The sequence below is a fragment of the Polynucleobacter corsicus genome (assembly GCF_018688255.1).
In the GTDB taxonomy this organism is placed as follows: Bacteria; Pseudomonadota; Gammaproteobacteria; order Burkholderiales; family Burkholderiaceae; genus Polynucleobacter; species Polynucleobacter corsicus.
Genome location: NZ_CP061314.1, coordinates 451,799 through 469,103 on the forward strand (window position 1 = coordinate 451,799; position 17,305 = coordinate 469,103).

Annotated in this window: 16 protein-coding genes; 9 read left to right on the forward strand and 7 right to left on the reverse strand. The window is 48.0% G+C overall.

What is annotated here, in order from left to right:
- Nucleotides 1-39: 39 nt before the first annotated feature.
- Together C2747_RS02500 and C2747_RS02505 are read left to right on the forward strand one after the other, a co-directional pair.
- Nucleotides 40-2,307: an arginine/lysine/ornithine decarboxylase gene (locus tag C2747_RS02500; RefSeq protein ID WP_215332140.1), complete on the forward strand. Its 2,268-nt coding sequence runs from the start codon at nucleotides 40-42 to the stop codon at nucleotides 2,305-2,307.
- A gap of 115 nt (nucleotides 2,308-2,422) precedes the next feature.
- The gene (locus C2747_RS02505; RefSeq protein WP_215332142.1) at nucleotides 2,423-2,647 is read left to right on the forward strand and encodes a type II toxin-antitoxin system Phd/YefM family antitoxin; all 225 of its coding nucleotides are present in this window, start codon (nucleotides 2,423-2,425) and stop codon (nucleotides 2,645-2,647) included.
- 24 nt (nucleotides 2,648-2,671) lie between these two features.
- On the opposite strand, the gene C2747_RS02510 is transcribed toward C2747_RS02505, so the two are convergent.
- From C2747_RS02510 to argH, 3 genes are read right to left on the reverse strand one after another with little or no spacing between them, the layout of a single operon-like run.
- A complete protein-coding gene (locus tag C2747_RS02510) occupies nucleotides 2,672-4,204 on the reverse strand; it encodes a TRAP transporter large permease (protein ID WP_215332144.1) in 1,533 nt (510 codons plus the stop codon).
- Complete coding sequence (locus C2747_RS02515; protein WP_215332146.1) at nucleotides 4,201-4,752, reverse strand: TRAP transporter small permease subunit; 552 nt, start codon at nucleotides 4,750-4,752, stop codon at nucleotides 4,201-4,203. The genes C2747_RS02510 and C2747_RS02515 overlap by 4 nt, the downstream gene beginning before the upstream one ends.
- 5 nt (nucleotides 4,753-4,757) lie before the next feature.
- Complete coding sequence (argH, locus tag C2747_RS02520; RefSeq protein ID WP_215332148.1) at nucleotides 4,758-6,176, reverse strand: argininosuccinate lyase; 1,419 nt, start codon at nucleotides 6,174-6,176, stop codon at nucleotides 4,758-4,760.
- 43 nt (nucleotides 6,177-6,219) lie between these two features.
- Here argH and hemC point away from each other — a divergent pair, with 43 nt between their 5' ends.
- Complete coding sequence (hemC, locus tag C2747_RS02525; RefSeq protein ID WP_215332150.1) at nucleotides 6,220-7,200, forward strand: hydroxymethylbilane synthase; 981 nt, start codon at nucleotides 6,220-6,222, stop codon at nucleotides 7,198-7,200.
- Between the two features lie 36 nt (nucleotides 7,201-7,236).
- The gene (locus tag C2747_RS02530) at nucleotides 7,237-8,046 is read left to right on the forward strand and encodes a uroporphyrinogen-III synthase (RefSeq protein WP_215332152.1); all 810 of its coding nucleotides are present in this window, start codon (nucleotides 7,237-7,239) and stop codon (nucleotides 8,044-8,046) included.
- Here the strand turns inward: C2747_RS02530 and C2747_RS02535 are convergent.
- The 3 genes from C2747_RS02535 to C2747_RS02545 all read right to left on the reverse strand — a co-directional run bounded on the left by C2747_RS02535 (nucleotide 8,043) and on the right by C2747_RS02545 (nucleotide 11,858).
- Nucleotides 8,043-8,615, reverse strand: a complete 573-nt coding sequence (locus C2747_RS02535) for a chorismate--pyruvate lyase family protein (RefSeq protein ID WP_215332154.1) — start codon at nucleotides 8,613-8,615, stop codon at nucleotides 8,043-8,045. The genes C2747_RS02530 and C2747_RS02535 overlap by 4 nt on opposite strands.
- A 2-nt stretch (nucleotides 8,616-8,617) precedes the next feature.
- Nucleotides 8,618-10,201 carry a DEAD/DEAH box helicase gene (locus tag C2747_RS02540; protein ID WP_215332156.1) on the reverse strand — a complete coding sequence of 528 codons (1,584 nt, stop codon included), beginning with the start codon at nucleotides 10,199-10,201 and terminating at the stop codon, nucleotides 8,618-8,620.
- A 253-nt stretch (nucleotides 10,202-10,454) separates the two neighbouring features.
- A complete protein-coding gene (locus tag C2747_RS02545) occupies nucleotides 10,455-11,858 on the reverse strand; it encodes a coniferyl aldehyde dehydrogenase (protein WP_251374804.1) in 1,404 nt (467 codons plus the stop codon).
- Nucleotides 11,859-11,909: 51 nt separating this feature from the next.
- Here C2747_RS02545 and msrA point away from each other — a divergent pair, with 51 nt between their 5' ends.
- Nucleotides 11,910-12,482 (forward strand): peptide-methionine (S)-S-oxide reductase MsrA, encoded by a 573-nt coding sequence (gene msrA / locus C2747_RS02550; RefSeq protein ID WP_215332158.1) that lies wholly within the window; start codon nucleotides 11,910-11,912, stop codon nucleotides 12,480-12,482.
- A 2-nt stretch (nucleotides 12,483-12,484) separates the two neighbouring features.
- Here the strand turns inward: msrA and pdxH are convergent, their stop codons facing one another.
- Nucleotides 12,485-13,120, reverse strand: coding sequence for a pyridoxamine 5'-phosphate oxidase (pdxH, locus tag C2747_RS02555; protein ID WP_215332160.1), 636 nt, complete (start codon nucleotides 13,118-13,120; stop codon nucleotides 12,485-12,487).
- A 22-nt stretch (nucleotides 13,121-13,142) separates the two neighbouring features.
- Between pdxH and C2747_RS02560 the strand changes: the two genes are divergently transcribed.
- The 4 genes from C2747_RS02560 (at nucleotide 13,143) to C2747_RS02575 (ending at nucleotide 17,302) form a co-directional block, all read left to right on the forward strand.
- The gene (locus C2747_RS02560; RefSeq protein ID WP_215332162.1) at nucleotides 13,143-13,892 is read left to right on the forward strand and encodes a tRNA threonylcarbamoyladenosine dehydratase; all 750 of its coding nucleotides are present in this window, start codon (nucleotides 13,143-13,145) and stop codon (nucleotides 13,890-13,892) included.
- Between the two features lie 305 nt (nucleotides 13,893-14,197).
- Nucleotides 14,198-15,523 (forward strand): amino acid permease, encoded by a 1,326-nt coding sequence (locus C2747_RS02565; protein ID WP_285896680.1) that lies wholly within the window; start codon nucleotides 14,198-14,200, stop codon nucleotides 15,521-15,523.
- Between the two features lie 10 nt (nucleotides 15,524-15,533).
- A complete protein-coding gene (gene ald / locus C2747_RS02570) occupies nucleotides 15,534-16,652 on the forward strand; it encodes an alanine dehydrogenase (RefSeq protein WP_215332166.1) in 1,119 nt (372 codons plus the stop codon).
- A 74-nt stretch (nucleotides 16,653-16,726) separates the two neighbouring features.
- The gene (locus tag C2747_RS02575; RefSeq protein WP_215332168.1) at nucleotides 16,727-17,302 is read left to right on the forward strand and encodes a TMEM165/GDT1 family protein; all 576 of its coding nucleotides are present in this window, start codon (nucleotides 16,727-16,729) and stop codon (nucleotides 17,300-17,302) included.
- Nucleotides 17,303-17,305 lie beyond the last annotated feature (3 nt).

The following is a 17,305-nucleotide window of genomic DNA, read 5'->3' on the forward strand; positions in this document are numbered from 1 at the left end:
TCTGCTTAATCGCCACATTGGCGACTTTAAAGGGTGCACATGAAATTTCGTTTTCCAATCATCATTATTGATGAGGACTTTCGCTCTGAAAATATTTCAGGTTCGGGTATTCGCGACTTAGCGGAAGCGATTGAAAACGAGGGCATGGAGGTGATTGGCTTAACTAGCTATGGTGACCTGACATCCTTTGCCCAGCAGGCCTCCCGCGCCTCTAGCTTTATTGTGTCGATTGATGATGAGGAGTTCGTCTCTGATTCTGAAGACCATGACTTACCTGCATTAAATAATTTGCGCGCTTTTATTACTGAAGTTCGTAAACGCAATGAAGATATCCCTATCTTTTTGTATGGTGAGACCCGTACGTCACGCCATATGCCGAACGACATTTTGCGCGAGTTGCATGGCTTTATTCATATGAATGAAGATACGCCTGAGTTTGTGGCGCGCCACATTATTCGTGAAGCCAAGGTCTATCTGGATTCATTAGCGCCCCCATTCTTCCGTGCCTTAACCAATTACGCCTCTGAAGGTTCTTACTCTTGGCATTGCCCTGGGCACTCTGGTGGCGTGGCTTTCTTGAAGAGCCCGGTAGGGCGCATGTTCCATCAATTCTTTGGTGAGAATATGCTGCGCGCTGACGTCTGCAACGCAGTAGAAGAATTAGGTCAGTTGTTAGATCACACCGGACCCGTATTGCAAAGCGAGCGCAATGCTGCGCGTATCTTTAACGCGGACCATTTGTTCTTTGTAACCAATGGCACATCCACATCAAACAAAATTGTTTGGCACTCTACCGTTGCTCCTGGTGATGTGGTGCTGGTAGACCGCAACTGCCACAAGTCTGTGATTCACTCAATCACAATGATGGGCGCAATTCCGATCTTCTTGATGCCAACGCGTAATCACCTCGGCATTATTGGCCCGATTCCTAAAGAGGAGTTTGAGTGGAAAAACATCAAGAAGAAAATTGATGCCAACCCTTTCATTAAGGATAAGAACGTCGTGCCACGTGTCATGACGCTCACGCAAAGCACTTATGACGGCATCGTCTACAACGTCGAGATGATTAAAGACATGCTCGATGGTAAAGTCGATTCATTGCATTTCGATGAAGCTTGGTTGCCGCATGCTGCATTCCATCCTTTCTACAAAGACATGCATGCTATCGGTAACGATCGCAAGCGTACTAAGAAGAGTTTGATGTTTGCCACCCAGTCGACCCATAAGTTGCTGGCCGGTCTCTCACAAGCTTCACAGGTATTGGTACAGGACGCAGAAGATACGAAGCTTGATCGCGACTGCTTCAATGAAGCTTATTTGATGCATACCTCTACTAGCCCCCAGTACGCCATCATTGCCTCTTGCGATGTGTCTGCTGCCATGATGGAGTCTCCTGGCGGAACTACGCTCGTTGAAGAATCTATCGCTGAGGCAATGGACTTCCGTCGCGCCATGCGTGAAGTAGATGATAAGTTTGGTGCAGACTGGTGGTTCAAGGTTTGGGGCCCAGATCATTTGGCCGAAGAAGGTATTGGTGAGCGTTCAGATTGGATTCTGGAGCCCAATGCTAGCTGGCATGATTTTGGTGATGTTGCCAAAGATTTCAATATGCTTGACCCTATCAAGGCAACCGTAGTGACGCCTGGTTTAGATGTCGAAGGTAACTTTGGCTCTATGGGTATCCCGGCAAGTATTGTGACTAAGTACTTAGCTGAGCACGGCGTGATCGTAGAGAAGTGCGGTTTGTACTCTTTCTTCATCATGTTCACCATCGGTATCACCAAGGGTCGTTGGAATACTTTGGTAACTGAGTTGCAGCAATTTAAAGATCACTTTGATAAGAACGCCCCCTTGTGGAAAGTATTGCCAGAGTTTGTTGCTAAACACCCCCGCTATGAGCGCGTTGGCCTAAAAGATATTTGCCAGCAGATCCATGAGTTCTACAAAGGTCGTAATGTAGCCCGCATGACTACAGAGATGTACACATCCGATATGGTGCCTGCGATGATGCCTTCAGAAGCCTGGGCGAAGATGGCGCACAAAAAAGTGGATCGCGTTCCTTTAGATCAACTCGAAGATCGCATTACTGCCATGTTGGTAACGCCATATCCTCCAGGTATCCCACTCTTGATTCCGGGTGAGCGCTTCAATAGACGCATCATTGATTATCTCTACTTTGCCCGTGATTTCAATGCCCAATTCCCAGGCTTTGAGACTGATATTCATGGATTGGTAAAGGGTGACGTCAATGGCAGTAGTGAGTACTACGTTGATTGCGTAAGACAAGAGCCAGATATCACTCTGTAATCTAGTTTAAGTAAGTAATCCCTCTTAATGCCCTGCTTTTGCAGGGTATTTTTTTACTTAAATCTAACTTCATTTAGCAATGGCTTTACGATGCTCAGTCTAACTTGGAGCTTGTATGCGAGTAATTCAATTTTCTGACGCCGTAAACCAGCTTGATAAGGTGATCGATCAAGTAGTGAGCGATCGTGATATGGCCATTATTTCTTGTGAGTGTTGTGAGGCTGCAGTTCTTATGTCGGAGGCTGTATACAACGGCATGATGGATACATTACATTTACTAAGATCATCGGCTAACGCAAAACACCTGAATAAGTCTTTAGCTCAATATTACAAAGGCTAGCCAATAAGACAAGCACTTCACTTGCTATTTGATTGGCTTATCTAACTGAAAGATCACCGGCGCATCTTCATCCACCTTGCTTGGCAATGAGTTTGGCTTAACTTCTTCACTTTCCGTGAAATTAAAATCCTGACTCTGCACAACTGTTGCAGGCTTATCCAGTAAGGTAGTGACCAATGCTGGGAATGCCGCCACTACAACAACCATGATGAGTTGCAGAACAACCCAGGGTAATGCACCCCAGTAGATATCGCTACTTTTGACTTCCTTAGGTGCAACGCCACGCAGATAGAACAGTGCAAACCCAAATGGGGGATGCATGAATGAAGTTTGCATATTCACGCACAGCATGACACCAAACCACACCAATGCGGCACTGGCTGCTGCTTGGGGGTTGCCATTCATGGAGGCTAGTAATACTGGTGCAAGTAGTTTGACTGCGACTGGTGCAAGTAGCGGTACAACGATGAAAGCAATTTCAAAGAAGTCTAAGAAGAATGCCAAGAAGAAAACAAACAGATTTACAGCAACCAAGAATCCAATCCAACCTCCTGGCAGATCTGAAAATAATGCCTCTACCCAGTGGCCGCCATCAACACCCTGGAAGACAACTGAGAAGCAAGTTGAACCAATCAAGATAAATACCACCATGGCAGTAATCCGCATGGTGGTTTGATAGGCTTGCTGCATCAAGCCCTTGAGATTGAGAATGCTGGCCCTGCGCATCCAAGCTAAAAGCAGTGCGCCCATCGCTCCCATAGCACCAGACTCGGTTGGGGTTGCGATGCCAGTCATGATGGTTCCCAATACCAAGAAAATTAGCACCGCCGAGGGAATAATTCCTAATAGGCATTTTTTCCAGAGCGCCCAGCCTTTGAGAGTGAACTCATTTGCTGGGGCGGCTGGAAGGTAATCAGGTCTGAAGCGAGAAAGGAAAAAGGTGTAGAGCGCAAAAAGACCAATTTGCAGTAGCGAAGGACCCCAGGCGCCCAGATACATACTGCCCACATCGGCGCTACCACTTTGAGTTTTTAACTGGTCAGCCAACACAATTAGGACTAAGGAGGGTGGCACTAGTTGGGTAATCGTCCCAGAAGCCGCTAAAACGCCTGTAGCGTAGCGCATGTTGTAGCCATAACGCATCATTACCGGTAGGGAAATCATCGCCATAGCGATAACCTGGGCGGCTACAGTGCCAGTAATTGCCCCCAGAATAAATCCCACAATAATCACTGAGTAGCCAAGCCCACCCCGAATGCGTCCAAAGAGCTGACCCATGGAGTCCAGCATTTCTTCTGCAAGACCGCAGCGCTCCAAGATAGCACCCATGAAGGTGAAGAAGGGGATTGCTAGAAGTAGGTCATTAGCAAGAACACTGCCAAAGATACGCTGGGGGATAGCTTGCAAAAACGGCATGCCAAAGAAATTCTCAGCAATCGCAATCCCAGCAAAAAATAATCCCGCAGCCATCAAAGAAAAAGCCACCGGAAAGCCGATCAACATAAACACTATGAGCCCGCCAAACATCAGCGGTGGCATCCATTCCAATGGAATCATTGCATGGGCTTTTCATAATGGAGATCAGCGGCGGGTAATGTTGCTTTACCTTGGAGGGCGCCAATGCGTTTAATGATTTCTGATAGCCCCTGAAGGCTCAGCAAGAAGAAACCAAATGGCACAACAAACTTAATGGGGTAGCGTGATAAACCACCTGCATTGAGCGAATGTTCAGAAACTAACCAGGACGGGTAAAACAAAGTAGTCCAAGATAGCCAGGCAAATAATAAGCAAGCGGGCAATAGAAAGACAATCAATCCAAAGAGGTCTACATAAAGACGTCCGCGATCAGAAAGCTGTGAGTAAATTAAATCAACTCGAACATGTTCATTACGCTTGAGAGTGTATGCAGCTCCTAGCATGACGGCAGCAGCGAATAAATACCACTGTAATTCTAGTGGCCAGTTATTACTCATGTCTAAGGTGTAACGTAGTACAGCATTGGCGGCTGACACTACGCAAGACAGCAAGATCATGATGCCAGCTGCCTTGCCCAGGAATTGATTTAAGCGGTCAATTCCGGTTGAGAGCGTTCCCCAAAAGCCCATGCAGTTTAGAGATCTGCATGACCCCGTTTAATTGCAGCAAGTACTTGGGCTGGGGCGGTACCGCCAGCATGCTGACGAGAATTCACGGAGCCATCCACGGTCAGTAAAGCAAAGACATCATCACCCATGAGCTCAGGACGATTGTCTAAGCCACAAGCAAAACGCAATTCAGGGAGTGATAAATCAGTGAGCATGCAGTTGCGGCCGACACAGGCTTTCACTGCATGCGCTACTGCTTCATGGGCATCGCGGAAAGCCAAACCTTTTTTAACTAGGTAATCAGCTAAGTCAGTGGCGGTTGCAAAGCCTTCTTCGGCAGCAGCCTTCATCACATCGGCTTTCACCTGAATATGGGGAACCATATCAGCAAAGATGCGCAAGGTATCTTGTACGGTATCCACCGCATCAAACAAAGGCTCTTTATCTTCTTGGTTATCCTTGTTGTAGGCCAATGGCTGGCTCTTCATTAAAGTTAATAAAGAAATTAAATCACCGTAGACGCGACCAGTTTTGCCACGCGCTAATTCCGGTACATCCGGATTCTTTTTCTGCGGCATGATCGAGCTACCGGTGCAGAAGCGATCTGGCAAATCAATAAAGCCAAAGCGTGGACTCAGCCACAGTACCAGCTCTTCAGATAAGCGGGACACGTGCATCATCAAGATAGATGCAAAGGCGCAGAACTCAATCGCAAAGTCACGATCAGATACCGCATCAAGCGAGTTATTGCAGATGCCATCAAAACCTAAAATCTTGGCAACCTGCTCGCGATCGATGGGATAAGTTGTTCCGGCTAAAGCAGCTGCACCGAGCGGTAAGCGATTAAAGCGGGTGCGCAGATCAGCCAAGCGGCTCGCATCACGACTAAACATTTCGTAATAGGCCATTAAGTGATGACCAAAAGTAATGGGCTGAGCTACTTGTAAATGCGTATGGCCAGGCATGATCGTCGCAGCATGAGTCTCAGCAAGATTAAGCAAGGCAATACGCAGGGTTTTGAGAGTGGCTGCGATTTCATCAACGCTGCCACGCAACCACAGGCGCAAATCAGTAGCCACCTGGTCATTACGCGAACGACCGGTATGTAGACGCTTTCCAGCATCGCCAACTAACTCAGTCAGGCGAGCCTCGATATTCAGATGTACATCTTCCAACGCGAGTTGCCAGTTAAATTCACCGGCTTCGATTTCGCCTTTGATCTGGGCCATACCCTTTTGAATATCCGCCAAATCTTGGGCGCCAATAATCTTCTGAGTGGCTAGCATTTCAGCGTGAGCTAAAGATCCAGCAATATCCACTAAGGCAAATCGTTGATCAAATCCAATGGAGGCGGTATAACGTTGAACTAGTTCGTCAACAGGTTCGTTAAACCGGGCCGACCAGGCTTGGGCTTTGTTGGAAAGGGAATTTTTTGATGAGCTCATAAACGCAGTATATTGATGTAAATCTTTATTTATTTTAAATGCTATGTCCCAAACCCCTATTTCTAGCCCTACAGCCTCCAACCCTGGCACTCCTGAGCGCCTAGTAATCGCCTCCCGTGAGAGCCGCCTCGCTATGTGGCAAGCTGAACACCTCCGGGATTGCCTTAAAAAGCTCTATCCGGCATGTGATGTACAGATCCTGGGTATGACTACTCGGGGAGATCAAATACTGGATAAAGCCCTCTCTAAAGTGGGTGGTAAGGGCTTATTTGTAAAAGAGCTCGAAACTGCCCTAGAAGATGGTCGGGCAGATTTGGCGGTGCATTCTCTGAAAGATGTCCCTATGGTCATGCCAGAGGGTTTTGATCTGTCATGTGTAATGGTGCGGGAAGATGCCCATGATGCATTTGTCTCTAATGACTATGCCAGCCTGGAGGATTTACCAAAAGGTGCGGTAGTGGGCACTTCTAGTTTGCGACGAGAGTCCGTTATCAGATCCAGATTTCCGCATTTGGTGATCCAGCCTTTGCGTGGCAATTTAGATACCCGTATGGGCAAGCTCGATCGCGGCGAGTACCAAGCAATTATTCTGGCCGCTGCAGGTCTCAAGCGCTTGGGTTTAGGAAGTCGTATTCGGGCTTTACTACCCATTGACCCCTATACGCCAGCTGCTGGACAAGGTGCTCTTGGTATCGAAACCCTGATCAAGCATCCCAGAATTAAAGAGTGGCTTGCGCCGCTCAATGATTTGCCAACCCTCTATGCAGTGACTGCTGAACGCATGGTGTCGCGTCAATTAGGCGGTTCCTGTGAAGTACCTTTGGCCGCATATGCTACCTGGGATCAAGATCATATGAATATCCGCTCCTTTGTTGCTAGCGTAGATGGCACTGCGAGTTGCCTAGCTAGCGCTCAAGGTACCGTAAAGAGTCTTGATGATGCAGAGGCTCTAGGTCTATCAGTAGCGCAAGATCTGATTACTCAAGGTGCTGAGCGTTTATTGCCTAATGGCCTGCCTAAATAAGAATTTATAAGCAAGAGTCCATTAGACAAGCTGCGGATGAGCAATAAGACCATTGTCATTACCCGCCCCAGTGGACAGGCTCGTCAGTTGTCTGAAGCACTCCATGTGAGTTTGCGTAATAGTGGCTTCACCCCTGAATCTATTCCCAAAATCATTTCTTTACCCTTGCTGACTATTGCCCCAAAGGGTGATGATTTTTTGGTGAAGCAAATTACGGATGCGCTTCAGACTGCAGACTTAGCCATCTTCGTTAGTCCGAATGCTATTGAATGTACGATGCGTTTATTGGAGTGCTCCTGGCAAGAGTTATCGAATACGCCTGTGCCAATAGGAGTTATGGGTGGTAGTAGCATGGCAGCTCTCAAAAATCATGGCATTGGTCTTGAGGGTAACCCCGCAAAAGTCATTCTTCCTCAGAATAATACGCAGTGGGACTCTGAGGGCTTGTGGGCTGAATTACAGAATCTGCACTGGCATTGGCCCACTAAAAAAGTCATCATCTTTAAAGGTGAGGGCGGGCGCGATTGGCTGGCCGACACTTTAAAAAATGCTGGCGCGCAAGTTGAAGCATTTTCAGTCTATGCCCGAGTTCCCTTAGATATGAACAGTTCGGCCTGGAGCGAAATTCATGAGATGGAGTTTGCTAAATCACTTTGGCTTCTAACCTCATCGGAGGCAGTGCGATATTTAGGTCAGGCAAAACTGCCACTTGATCTCGCTACAGCTATTTGTCCGCATCACAATATTGCCGAGGCGGCTGAGCAAATTGGTTTTGGTGAGGTCCTTACTTGTGAACCCGGAGATGAGGCTTTGATTGCCGCATCTCAAGCTTGGCTCGCTATTTAATTAGTAGGATAGTTGAGAAGGGCTGGTAGAAAAACTTCACTCACTAAGAGTGGACGTCCTTTTAGTTGATATAGCGTTCTTCTTGCCCAGTTGACTGGTGGCAAGCCTGAATATTGCTGAAAACATTTTTTCCACAGAGCGCTTTGTTTATCAAGGCGAGCAATCTCTCGGGGCGGTTTCTTGTGGGAGCGCATGCGTGTTTTGGCAAACAGCACTGCACCTAACGGTTTCTTTCCTAAGCGCAGAACCTCATGATTACTGCCGCTCGAGCTGGCACTGGGGATGATGCTATGTGCCATTACCAGTGGAACACCATTAGCGCAAAGCAGCACTTCTCTGATGCGACAACGCTTGATCTTGAAATGAAAATAGCGACTCTCGTCGCTATTGAGGTTTTGGCGGCAATCACGCAAAACTACTACTTCTAGTTTTTGCCCGATTGCACGTTCAATTTTTTGGGTTAAAGAACCGGTATCGCTAAGCCAAGGCTGCCACTGGCGTGGCGCTTGATGCAATTCACCGGAATCGACTCGATTCCATGCAGAACGGAGGCGACGGCGGTGAACCATTTTTAGTTACCGCTAAAGCTTCTGCGTTGACCGCCAGTTTTGGGTTTACCAAAACGTGGACCAGCGGACGGACGTGAGTCCCCAGAGCGATTACCACCTGCAGGACGGGAGTCCCCAGAACGAGCAGGGCGTGAATCAGCAAAACGATTAGCACCAGCAGGGCGTGAATCACCAGATGGACGGGAGTCACCAGCAGGACGTGAATCGCTAGAGCGAGATTCGAAATGATTGCCTGAGCGATTACCACCACCGCCGCCGCCAGAGCGAGACTCTGAACGTGCGCCAGATCCATAACGACCACCGCCACCACCGCCTGAGCGATTACCACCGCCGAAACCACCACCAGAACGACCGCCGCCTGGGCGACCGCCACCGCCACCGCCACCACCAAAGCTAGGCTTGGCTTGTGGCTCGAGGCCAGCGATAACTGAAGCAACGATGTCTTGCTGTGTAAAGCGTTCAATATTACGAATCTTGGCACGATCACGATGTTCAACCAAGGTGATAGCAACGCCATTGCGACCAGCGCGACCTGTACGACCGATGCGGTGCGTGTAGTCTTCTGGCTTCATTGGCAAGCCAAAGTTAATGACGTGGCTAATACGTGGCACATCAATACCGCGAGCTGCTACGTCAGTCGCAACCAAAATCTTGGTGTGACCTTTACGCAGTGACTCAAGACGACGCATACGTACTGCTTGAGGCATAGCACCGTGTAGGGCGCTAGCTTCGTAGCCGTTAGCACGTAGGGTGTCAGCAATTTTTTCACTTTCAATTTGGGTGCTTGCAAACACTACTGCTTGATCCAAAGAGGCATCAGCCAAAATGTGCTCGAGCAATTTATGTTTGTGTGACATGCTGTCAGCCCAGTGCAGCTTCTGTTCAATGTTTGCGTGCTTCTCGCCAGCATGAGCAAGCTCAATACGCTTAGCGTTGTTAGTTAACTCATTTGCTAAAGACATAATCTTTGGCGCAAAAGTTGCAGAGAACATCAAAGTTTGGGTACGACTAGCGCAACGCTTGTCAATTGCCTCGAGGTCATCGGCAAATCCCATGTCGAGCATACGATCAGCCTCGTCAATAACCAGTTGCTTCACGTCATCTAAGCGAATTGCTTTGCTGTCGGTCAGATCGAGTAAACGACCAGGAGTTGCAACAACTAACATTGCACCTTTAATCGCTTGGATTTGCTTGCCGTAAGGCATGCCACCCATGACGGTTGCAATGCGAATGCCTTTCAAGCCGCGAACTAAGTTCACTGCATCAGCGGCAACTTGTTGAGCTAATTCACGAGTAGGGCAGAGCACTAGTACTTTAGGCTGTGCGCGGCCTGGTACAGGTGAACCGTTTGGATTGTCTTCGATGAGTTGATTAATCAAAGGCAATAAGAAGGCTGCGGTTTTACCGCTACCAGTTTGGCTGCTGACCAATAGGTCACCACCAGCAAGAGCAGCAGGAATAACCTGAGCTTGCACTTCAGTAGCTTGGGTATAACCCAGTTCAGCAACGTTTTTAAGGAGTGGCGCCGCGAGGGCGAAATTCTGGAATTCTGTTCCAGTAGGATTGGTTTCTTTAGAAAAAGTCATGCTATTACACATCCCGTTAATGGGATGTCTCCGTGTATACACTCTCTGTTTTTTATTGAGTGTGATGGTCAAAGGCATCGACCATCAGACAGGCGGCAGCGCGTTTTTGTAAATTCGGTGTTTATGACTTCTAAACGATACGCTGAAATATAGCTGGGGGGCGATGAATCAAGTTGCTTTAAAAAGCTTCCTATTATGGCATCTAGGGAGTCTAATTACAAGGGTTATCCCGAATTAATTGCAACTAAGGCTCTTAACGCAGCCAGCGCAATAGGCGCTCAACACCATTACCGTAGGGTGGCCTGGCTAATTGAGTGCCGCGTAAAAAATGAAGACCAAAGAAGCCGCGCACCTCTAAAACAGATTTGCGATGACTAAATGCCTCAAAACCGGCTTTGCCGTGATAGGCGCCCATACCGCTTGCGCCGATGCCGCCAAATGGGAGATCTTCCACAGCCGCATGCAACAGAGTGTCATTGATCGTTACGCCGCCAGAGCGAGTCTCACTGAGAATCCGCTTCATGACGCCTTTATTTTTGCCAAACCAATATAAGGCTAATGGCTTTGGACGATCATTGATATGGCGAATAGTGGAGTCGATATCGTGCATTGTCACGATTGGCAGAATGGGGCCAAATACCTCTTCTTGCATGACGAGGGCATCCTCAGAAACGTTGAGGAGAGCTACCGGAGTGAATGGCAACTCAACATTATCAGCACAGGAAATGAGTGGGATGACTTGTGCGCCACGATCCACGGCATCTTGAACAAGATGATGCCAACGTGCTAGTTGATGCTCATCAATGGCGTTAGTTAACTCTGCTGGATCAGAGAATTGTTTTTGGGCTGCATTCTGTAACTCTTGAACAAACACTTCGCAATCACTCGCGTGAATCACAACGTAGTCAGGCGCAATACAAGTCTGGCCACTATTGACTAGCTTGCCGTAAGCAATGCTAGCAGCAGCATCTTTAAGATTGGCTGAAGAGTCAACAATCGCCGGTGATTTACCGCCAAGCTCTAATGTGATTGACGTCAGGTGATCTGCAGCTGCGCGCATCACCTTCTTGCCCACTTCTGCGGAGCCGGTAAAAAAGAGGTGATCAAACGGCAGTGCCGCAAAAGATTCTGCGACTTCAGTGCCGCCTACGCTAACGCAAAATTCACTCGGGTGAAAATATTCTTGAATCAATGTTGCCAAGAATCCAGAGGTACGTGAACTTCTTTCTGAGGGCTTAAGCCAAACGCGATTACCTGCCGCAAAGGCAGCAATGGCTGGAACAAGTGCAAGCTGTACTGGGTAATTCCAAGGACTCATAATGCCCACGACTCCCATGGATTGCATTTGAGTCCAAGCTTGAGATGATCCTAAAAATCCAGGTGTTGCTACTAGCTGAGGTTTCAGCCACTCTTTGAGGTGCTTGCGAACATGTTTGCAGGCCTGATAAATCATCTGAAACTCAAGTAGACGGCTCTCAATAGGGTGGCGATTGCCGAAATCCGCAGCCAATACTCTGCAGATCTTTTCTTCATTGGCAGCAATCATTTGCTCTATTCGGCCAATGCGCTCAAGGCGAACCTCTAGGCTAGGGTTGGGTTCTGCGGCATAAGCTGCCCTGATTTCATCTAATTGGAGTGTGAAGCGATTGATCGACATAGGGTTATATGGGGACAAGCAAACGATTGAATAAGGTATTAGGATAAAGCCATGAACGAAACTACTCTCAAAAACAACTTATCCCTTGAACGCGCTACTTTAGGCGGCGGCTGCTTTTGGTGCCTGGAAGCGGTTTACCAACAAATCTCCGGCGTGAGTGCCGTGGTCTCAGGATATGCGGGAGGGGCGATGTTAAACCCAGACTATGAATCTATTTGCTCCGGCCAAACCGGACATGCTGAAATCGTTGATGTTTACTTTGATCCTGCGGCAGTGTCTTATCGTGATTTATTGGAAATCTTCTTTGTTATCCATGATCCAACCACCTTGAATTACCAGGGTAACGACCATGGTACCCAATACCGCTCAGTGATTTTTACTCATAGCGATAGTCAAAGCGCAACTGCTCATGAGGTAGTTAAAGAGTTAGAAGATGCAAAAATTTATTCGCATCCGGTAGTGACGCAAATTGATGTGGCACCTGTTATTTATCCGGCCGAGGAATATCACCAGAATTATTTTCGTCAACATCCAGGACAGGGCTACTGCATGGCAGTCGTTGCTCCTAAATTGGCGAAATTCAGAGCAAAGTTTCAATCTCTGATTGCACCAGAGTTTCGCTAATTTTACGGCGCTAAGCGAGTAATGCGCCATTGAGCGCCATCCAGTTGATAGTGAATGCGGTCATGTAAGCGTGAAGGGCGGCCTTGCCAGAATTCAATCTCAGTGGGGTGCAGGCGATACCCACCCCAGTGTTCTGGGCGTGGTGGCTTCTCTCCAAAGTCTGCTGCGAAACGCTTTTCAGCTTCCTCCAGAAATTCGCGATTGGGGATCTCGGAGCTTTGTGGTGAAGCCCAAGCGCCAATTCGAGATGCCGCTGGTCGAGAGTGAAAGTATTCATCGCTCTCGGCAGGACTAACGCGTTCAACAAGCCCTTTGATGCGAACCTGACGCTCTAGCTCGTGCCAATGAAATAACAAGGCAGCATGTGGGCGAGCAGCCAGCTCTTTACCTTTTTGGCTTTCGTAGTTGGTAAAGAAGGTGAAGCCGGCACTATTTGCACCTTTTAGTAAGACAATACGGGCTGATGGGTTACCCGCTGAATCGGCAGTTGCCAAAGTCATGGAGTTGGGTTCGGGACACTCCGCTTTGACAGCCTGATCAAACCACACCTGAAATAAGTCCAGTGGATTTGGTGAAACCTCAGTCTCTGAAAGCTGGCCGAAGGTATAGTTTTTGCGGAGTTGAGCAATGGAGTCCATTTTTTCAGTATAAAGAGAGTCTATGGCAGAAGACAAGTTAGCAGACAGTTTAGAGGATCGTCGTTTTGGGGGTGTAGCTCGTCTATATGGCCCAGAGCTGCGTGAGCGCTTTCGTCATGCAACAGTGGTAGTGGCTGGATTAGGTGGCGTGGGGTCGTGGGCCGCTGAAGCATTGGCTCGCACTGCAATCGGACATCTCGTCCTCATCGATTTTGATCACATTGCTGAAAGTAATACCAATCGACAACTGCATGCCCTAGAAGGCGAGTACGGCAAAGCAAAAGTACAGGCCATGACTGATCGCATTCGCCAAATTAATCCTGAGATCATATTGACTGCCCATGACGGATTTTTGGAGCCAGAAAATCTCGATATCTTGATTCCGAAAAAGGCAATTGTTTTAGATGCCACTGATTCAGTGCAAACCAAAATTGCCTTGGCCGTGTGGGCGAACAAAAATGAGCGTGCTCTAGTGATGTGTGGTGCAGCTGGAGGAAAGTCAGACCCTACTTCTGTGCGCTGCGATGACCTTTCGCGAACCGAGCAAGATGCTTTGCTAGCGAAGGTACGTCAAGGCCTCCGACAAGATCATGGCTTTTCTAGAAATTTGAAAAGAAAAATAGGTATTCGCGCAATTTACTCGCATGAGCCCCGCGCGGGCGTTGCTAGTGGCGGCCTTGCTTGCTCTGGTTACGGTTCTACCGTGATGGTCACGGCAGCTTGTGGTTTAGCCGCTGCTGCTGAAGTTTTAAATCTGATTGCTACTCAGTAAGCCATTCTTTCAAATCCATCTATAAATCCTTAAGGGGAATCCCTGTAGGAAATTACGGATTCTGATGTCATCCCAAATTTATTAATGCCCCTTTGAGCCCTCGCTGATGTGGAAGGTTTATTTATTGCGCATCACATTTATTCGTTTAAGCACTTTGCGCATTTTTATCCCCTAGTACAGATGCGCAGTCCTCCCTAGACTTTGTCTCGTTGGTGATTTACCAACGACAAATCGAAAGGAGGTCTCTTTTGCAGACTGAAAAAACTGGTTTACAGCGCCACCTCAAAGTGCGGCATATTCGCCTCATGGCTTTGGGATCCACTATTGGCGTTGGATTATTTCTAGGCTCAGCAAGTGCGATTCAAATCGCAGGACCTTCAATCTTATTGGGATATCTTCTGGCTGGCATCGTAGCCTTCATCGTGCTTCGCACCTTGGGTGAAATGGCAGTGCATGAACCAGTCGCAGGTTCATTTGCGGCTTATGCCAATACCTACGTAGGACCGCTTGCTGGCTATATGGTCGGGTGGGGCTACTGGACCTACTGGATCGTCGTTGGCATAGCTGAAGTCACTGCGGTTGGCATTTATATGGGGATTTGGTTTCCTGAGACACCTCAGTGGATTTGGGCTTTATCTTCCATTGTGATGATGGGTCTGATTAACCTCATTGCCGTAAAAGTATTTGGCGAGTTTGAGTTTTGGTTTGCTCTCATTAAAGTAGTCGCCATTATTGCCATGATTACATTAGGTGGCTCAGTCATTTTCTTTGGCTTTACTAACGACTGGAATCCGATTGGCCTTGCTAACTTATGGCAGCACGGCGGTTTCTTCCCTAATGGCATTAGTGGAATGCTGCTCTCTTTGCAGATGGTCCTATTTGCGTATGTTGGTATTGAGATGATTGGCCTATCTGCTGGTGAAGCAGAAAATCCACGTAAAACTATTCCGATGGCGATCGATTCATTGGCATGGCGCATCCTCATTTTTTATATGGGCGCAATTTTTGTCATCCTAGCGATCTTCCCTTGGAATGAGATTGGTCAACAAGGCAGTCCATTCGTGGTGATGTTTGAGCGCATTGGTTTACGTGAAGCTGCCGGAATCATTAACTTCGTAGTGATTACTGCTGCCTTGTCATCTTGCAATGCTGGCATCTTTAGTGGCGGACGACTCCTATACGCACTCTCAGCCAATGGGTATGCACCTTCGCCATTTGCCAAGTTATCGAAGTATGGCGTTCCCCATCGTGCGGTGATGGCGACAGTGGCAGTCTGTATGACTGGCGTAGTGCTGAACTACTTTGTTCCAGACAAGGCATTTCAATACGTGATGGCGGCAGTTACCTTTATCGGCCTGATGGTGTGGATTGCTATTTTGATCACGCAAATTCAGTTTCGTCGCTCACTAACAAAAGTCCAGGTTGCTGAGTTGGCCTATCGCACACCTTGGTGGCCCTATTCCTCGTGGTTCGCATTGGCATTTATTGCCTTGGTAGTGGTGTTGATGGGCTTTCATGAGGATGCGCGGATTGCCTTGGTCTTAGGTCCGTGCTTATTAGGTGTGTATCTCGTCATGTTCTACATCGTTGGCTTGCATCGCAAAACAAAACTGAGTCGTGAATTCAAATAAGGAGACATAAATGATTGTTGGCGTACCTCAAGAAGTAAAAAATAACGAATTTCGTGTTGGCTTGACCCCGGGTAATGTGAGGGGCTTGTGCAAACAGGGGCACTCTGTTTTAGTGCAGCGTGGGGCAGGTGAGCAGATTGGTTTGGGTGACGAGTCCTATCGCTTGGCTGGCGCTACTTTAATTAATAGTGCTGCTGAAGTTTTTGCTAAGGCGGAGATGATCGTGAAGGTCAAGGAGCCTCAGCCTCAAGAATGTGCGATGTTGCGTGAAGATCAACTTCTCTTTACCTATTTGCATCTAGCGCCAGATCCACAGCAGACCAAAGCATTGCTCGCATCGGGTGCAAGTTGTATTGCCTATGAAACAGTAACTTCATTTAGTGGCGCTTTACCGCTTTTGGCTCCGATGAGTGAAGTTGCAGGGCGGATGTCTATACAAGCGGCTGCTGCGCATCTAGAAAAGACAAATGGAGGATTGGGAATCTTGATGGCAGGTGTCCCTGGCGTAGCACCCGCAAAGGTCGTTATATTGGGCGCGGGGGTAGTAGGTCGTAATGCGCTACAGATGGCTGTTGGTATGGGTGCAGATGTGTGCATCTTCGATCGTAATATTGACTGCTTAAGACAGATTGACATGCTGTATGGCAATCGCGTGAGAACCTTTTATGCCGACCCACTTTTGGTAGAGCTCGAGGTTTGTGAAGCAGACGTGGTGATTGGCGCTGTGTTATTGCCTGGTGCCGCAGCACCAAAGCTGGTAACACGCGAGATGGTGCGAAAAATGAAGGCGGGTGCAGTAGTGGTGGATGTAGCAATTGACCAAGGCGGGTGTTTTGAGACATCAAAAGCCACTACACATACTGATCCCACCTTTATCGTAGATGGTGTGCTGCACTACTGTGTTGCAAATATGCCTGGTGCAGTTGCCAGAACTTCTACTTTTGCTTTGACAAATGCGACTTACCCCTTCATTGCAGCTTTGGCAAACAGGGGCATGATTAAGGCACTGTCACATGATCATCATTTGCGAAATGGTTTGAGTGTTCACCGGGGTAAGCTCACATCCGAACCCGTTGCTAAAGCACAGAAAGTCGACTTTGTGCCGCCAGAAGAGTTGTTAGTGGCCTAGTGGTTTTAATGTAGTTCTGGAGATTGAATGTCTTGGGAGTCTAGGCTCCCAAGCTTTCCTCTATCATCCTAAGAATGGATTTATCTGCATTAGCACTTTCTACCGGTGTAGTCGCCCTAGCTGAGATGGGTGACAAAACCCAGTTACTTTCTTTGATGTTGGCTGCACGCTACCCAAAGCAGGCGCTCGCCATTATTGGCGGGATATTCATCGCGACGATTGCCAATCATGCTTGTGCAGCTTTACTAGGACATTGGCTCACCACTTTGATGAGCCCAGATCTTCTCAAATGGATCTTGGGTTTGAGCTTTTTAGGAATAGGCCTCTGGCTCTTGGTGCCCGATCATATTGATGATGCAGGCGGATCAAAGGTAGCGGATAAAGCCTTTCAGGTGTTCATGCTAACGCTTGGACTCTTTTTCTTAGCTGAGATGGGGGATAAGACCCAAATTGCTACGATCGCCTTGGGCGCTAAATATTCTGATGTCTTTGCGGTAACGGTTGGCACCACCTCAGGGATGATGCTAGCGAATGCCCCAGTAGTTTGGATTGGTCAGAAATTCACCAAACGCATGCCTATTAAGTGGGTGCATGCGGTTGCCGCTGTCACCTTCATCGCTATTGGGATTGCTACCCTTATTTGGGCTTAGGTC

What these genes read in the sequence shown, in the direction of transcription:
- C2747_RS02535 (WP_215332154.1), bottom strand. Translation starts at nt 8,615, where the DNA reads ATGGTTCACCGCCGTCGCCTCCGTTCTGCATGGAATCGAGTCGATTCC.
- C2747_RS02500 (WP_215332140.1), top strand. Translation starts at nt 40, where the DNA reads ATGAAATTTCGTTTTCCAATCATCATTATTGATGAGGACTTTCGCTCT.
- C2747_RS02515 (WP_215332146.1), bottom strand. Translation starts at nt 4,752, where the DNA reads ATGGGCTTTTGGGGAACGCTCTCAACCGGAATTGACCGCTTAAATCAA.
- C2747_RS02545 (WP_251374804.1), bottom strand. Translation starts at nt 11,858, where the DNA reads ATGTCGATCAATCGCTTCACACTCCAATTAGATGAAATCAGGGCAGCT.
- hemC (WP_215332150.1), top strand. Translation starts at nt 6,220, where the DNA reads ATGTCCCAAACCCCTATTTCTAGCCCTACAGCCTCCAACCCTGGCACT.
- C2747_RS02575 (WP_215332168.1), top strand. Translation starts at nt 16,727, where the DNA reads ATGGATTTATCTGCATTAGCACTTTCTACCGGTGTAGTCGCCCTAGCT.
- C2747_RS02565 (WP_285896680.1), top strand. Translation starts at nt 14,198, where the DNA reads ATGGCTTTGGGATCCACTATTGGCGTTGGATTATTTCTAGGCTCAGCA.
- C2747_RS02505 (WP_215332142.1), top strand. Translation starts at nt 2,423, where the DNA reads ATGCGAGTAATTCAATTTTCTGACGCCGTAAACCAGCTTGATAAGGTG.
- argH (WP_215332148.1), bottom strand. Translation starts at nt 6,176, where the DNA reads ATGAGCTCATCAAAAAATTCCCTTTCCAACAAAGCCCAAGCCTGGTCG.
- C2747_RS02530 (WP_215332152.1), top strand. Translation starts at nt 7,237, where the DNA reads ATGAGCAATAAGACCATTGTCATTACCCGCCCCAGTGGACAGGCTCGT.
- msrA (WP_215332158.1), top strand. Translation starts at nt 11,910, where the DNA reads ATGAACGAAACTACTCTCAAAAACAACTTATCCCTTGAACGCGCTACT.
- C2747_RS02540 (WP_215332156.1), bottom strand. Translation starts at nt 10,201, where the DNA reads ATGACTTTTTCTAAAGAAACCAATCCTACTGGAACAGAATTCCAGAAT.
- C2747_RS02560 (WP_215332162.1), top strand. Translation starts at nt 13,143, where the DNA reads ATGGCAGAAGACAAGTTAGCAGACAGTTTAGAGGATCGTCGTTTTGGG.
- ald (WP_215332166.1), top strand. Translation starts at nt 15,534, where the DNA reads ATGATTGTTGGCGTACCTCAAGAAGTAAAAAATAACGAATTTCGTGTT.
- C2747_RS02510 (WP_215332144.1), bottom strand. Translation starts at nt 4,204, where the DNA reads ATGATTCCATTGGAATGGATGCCACCGCTGATGTTTGGCGGGCTCATA.
- pdxH (WP_215332160.1), bottom strand. Translation starts at nt 13,120, where the DNA reads ATGGACTCCATTGCTCAACTCCGCAAAAACTATACCTTCGGCCAGCTT.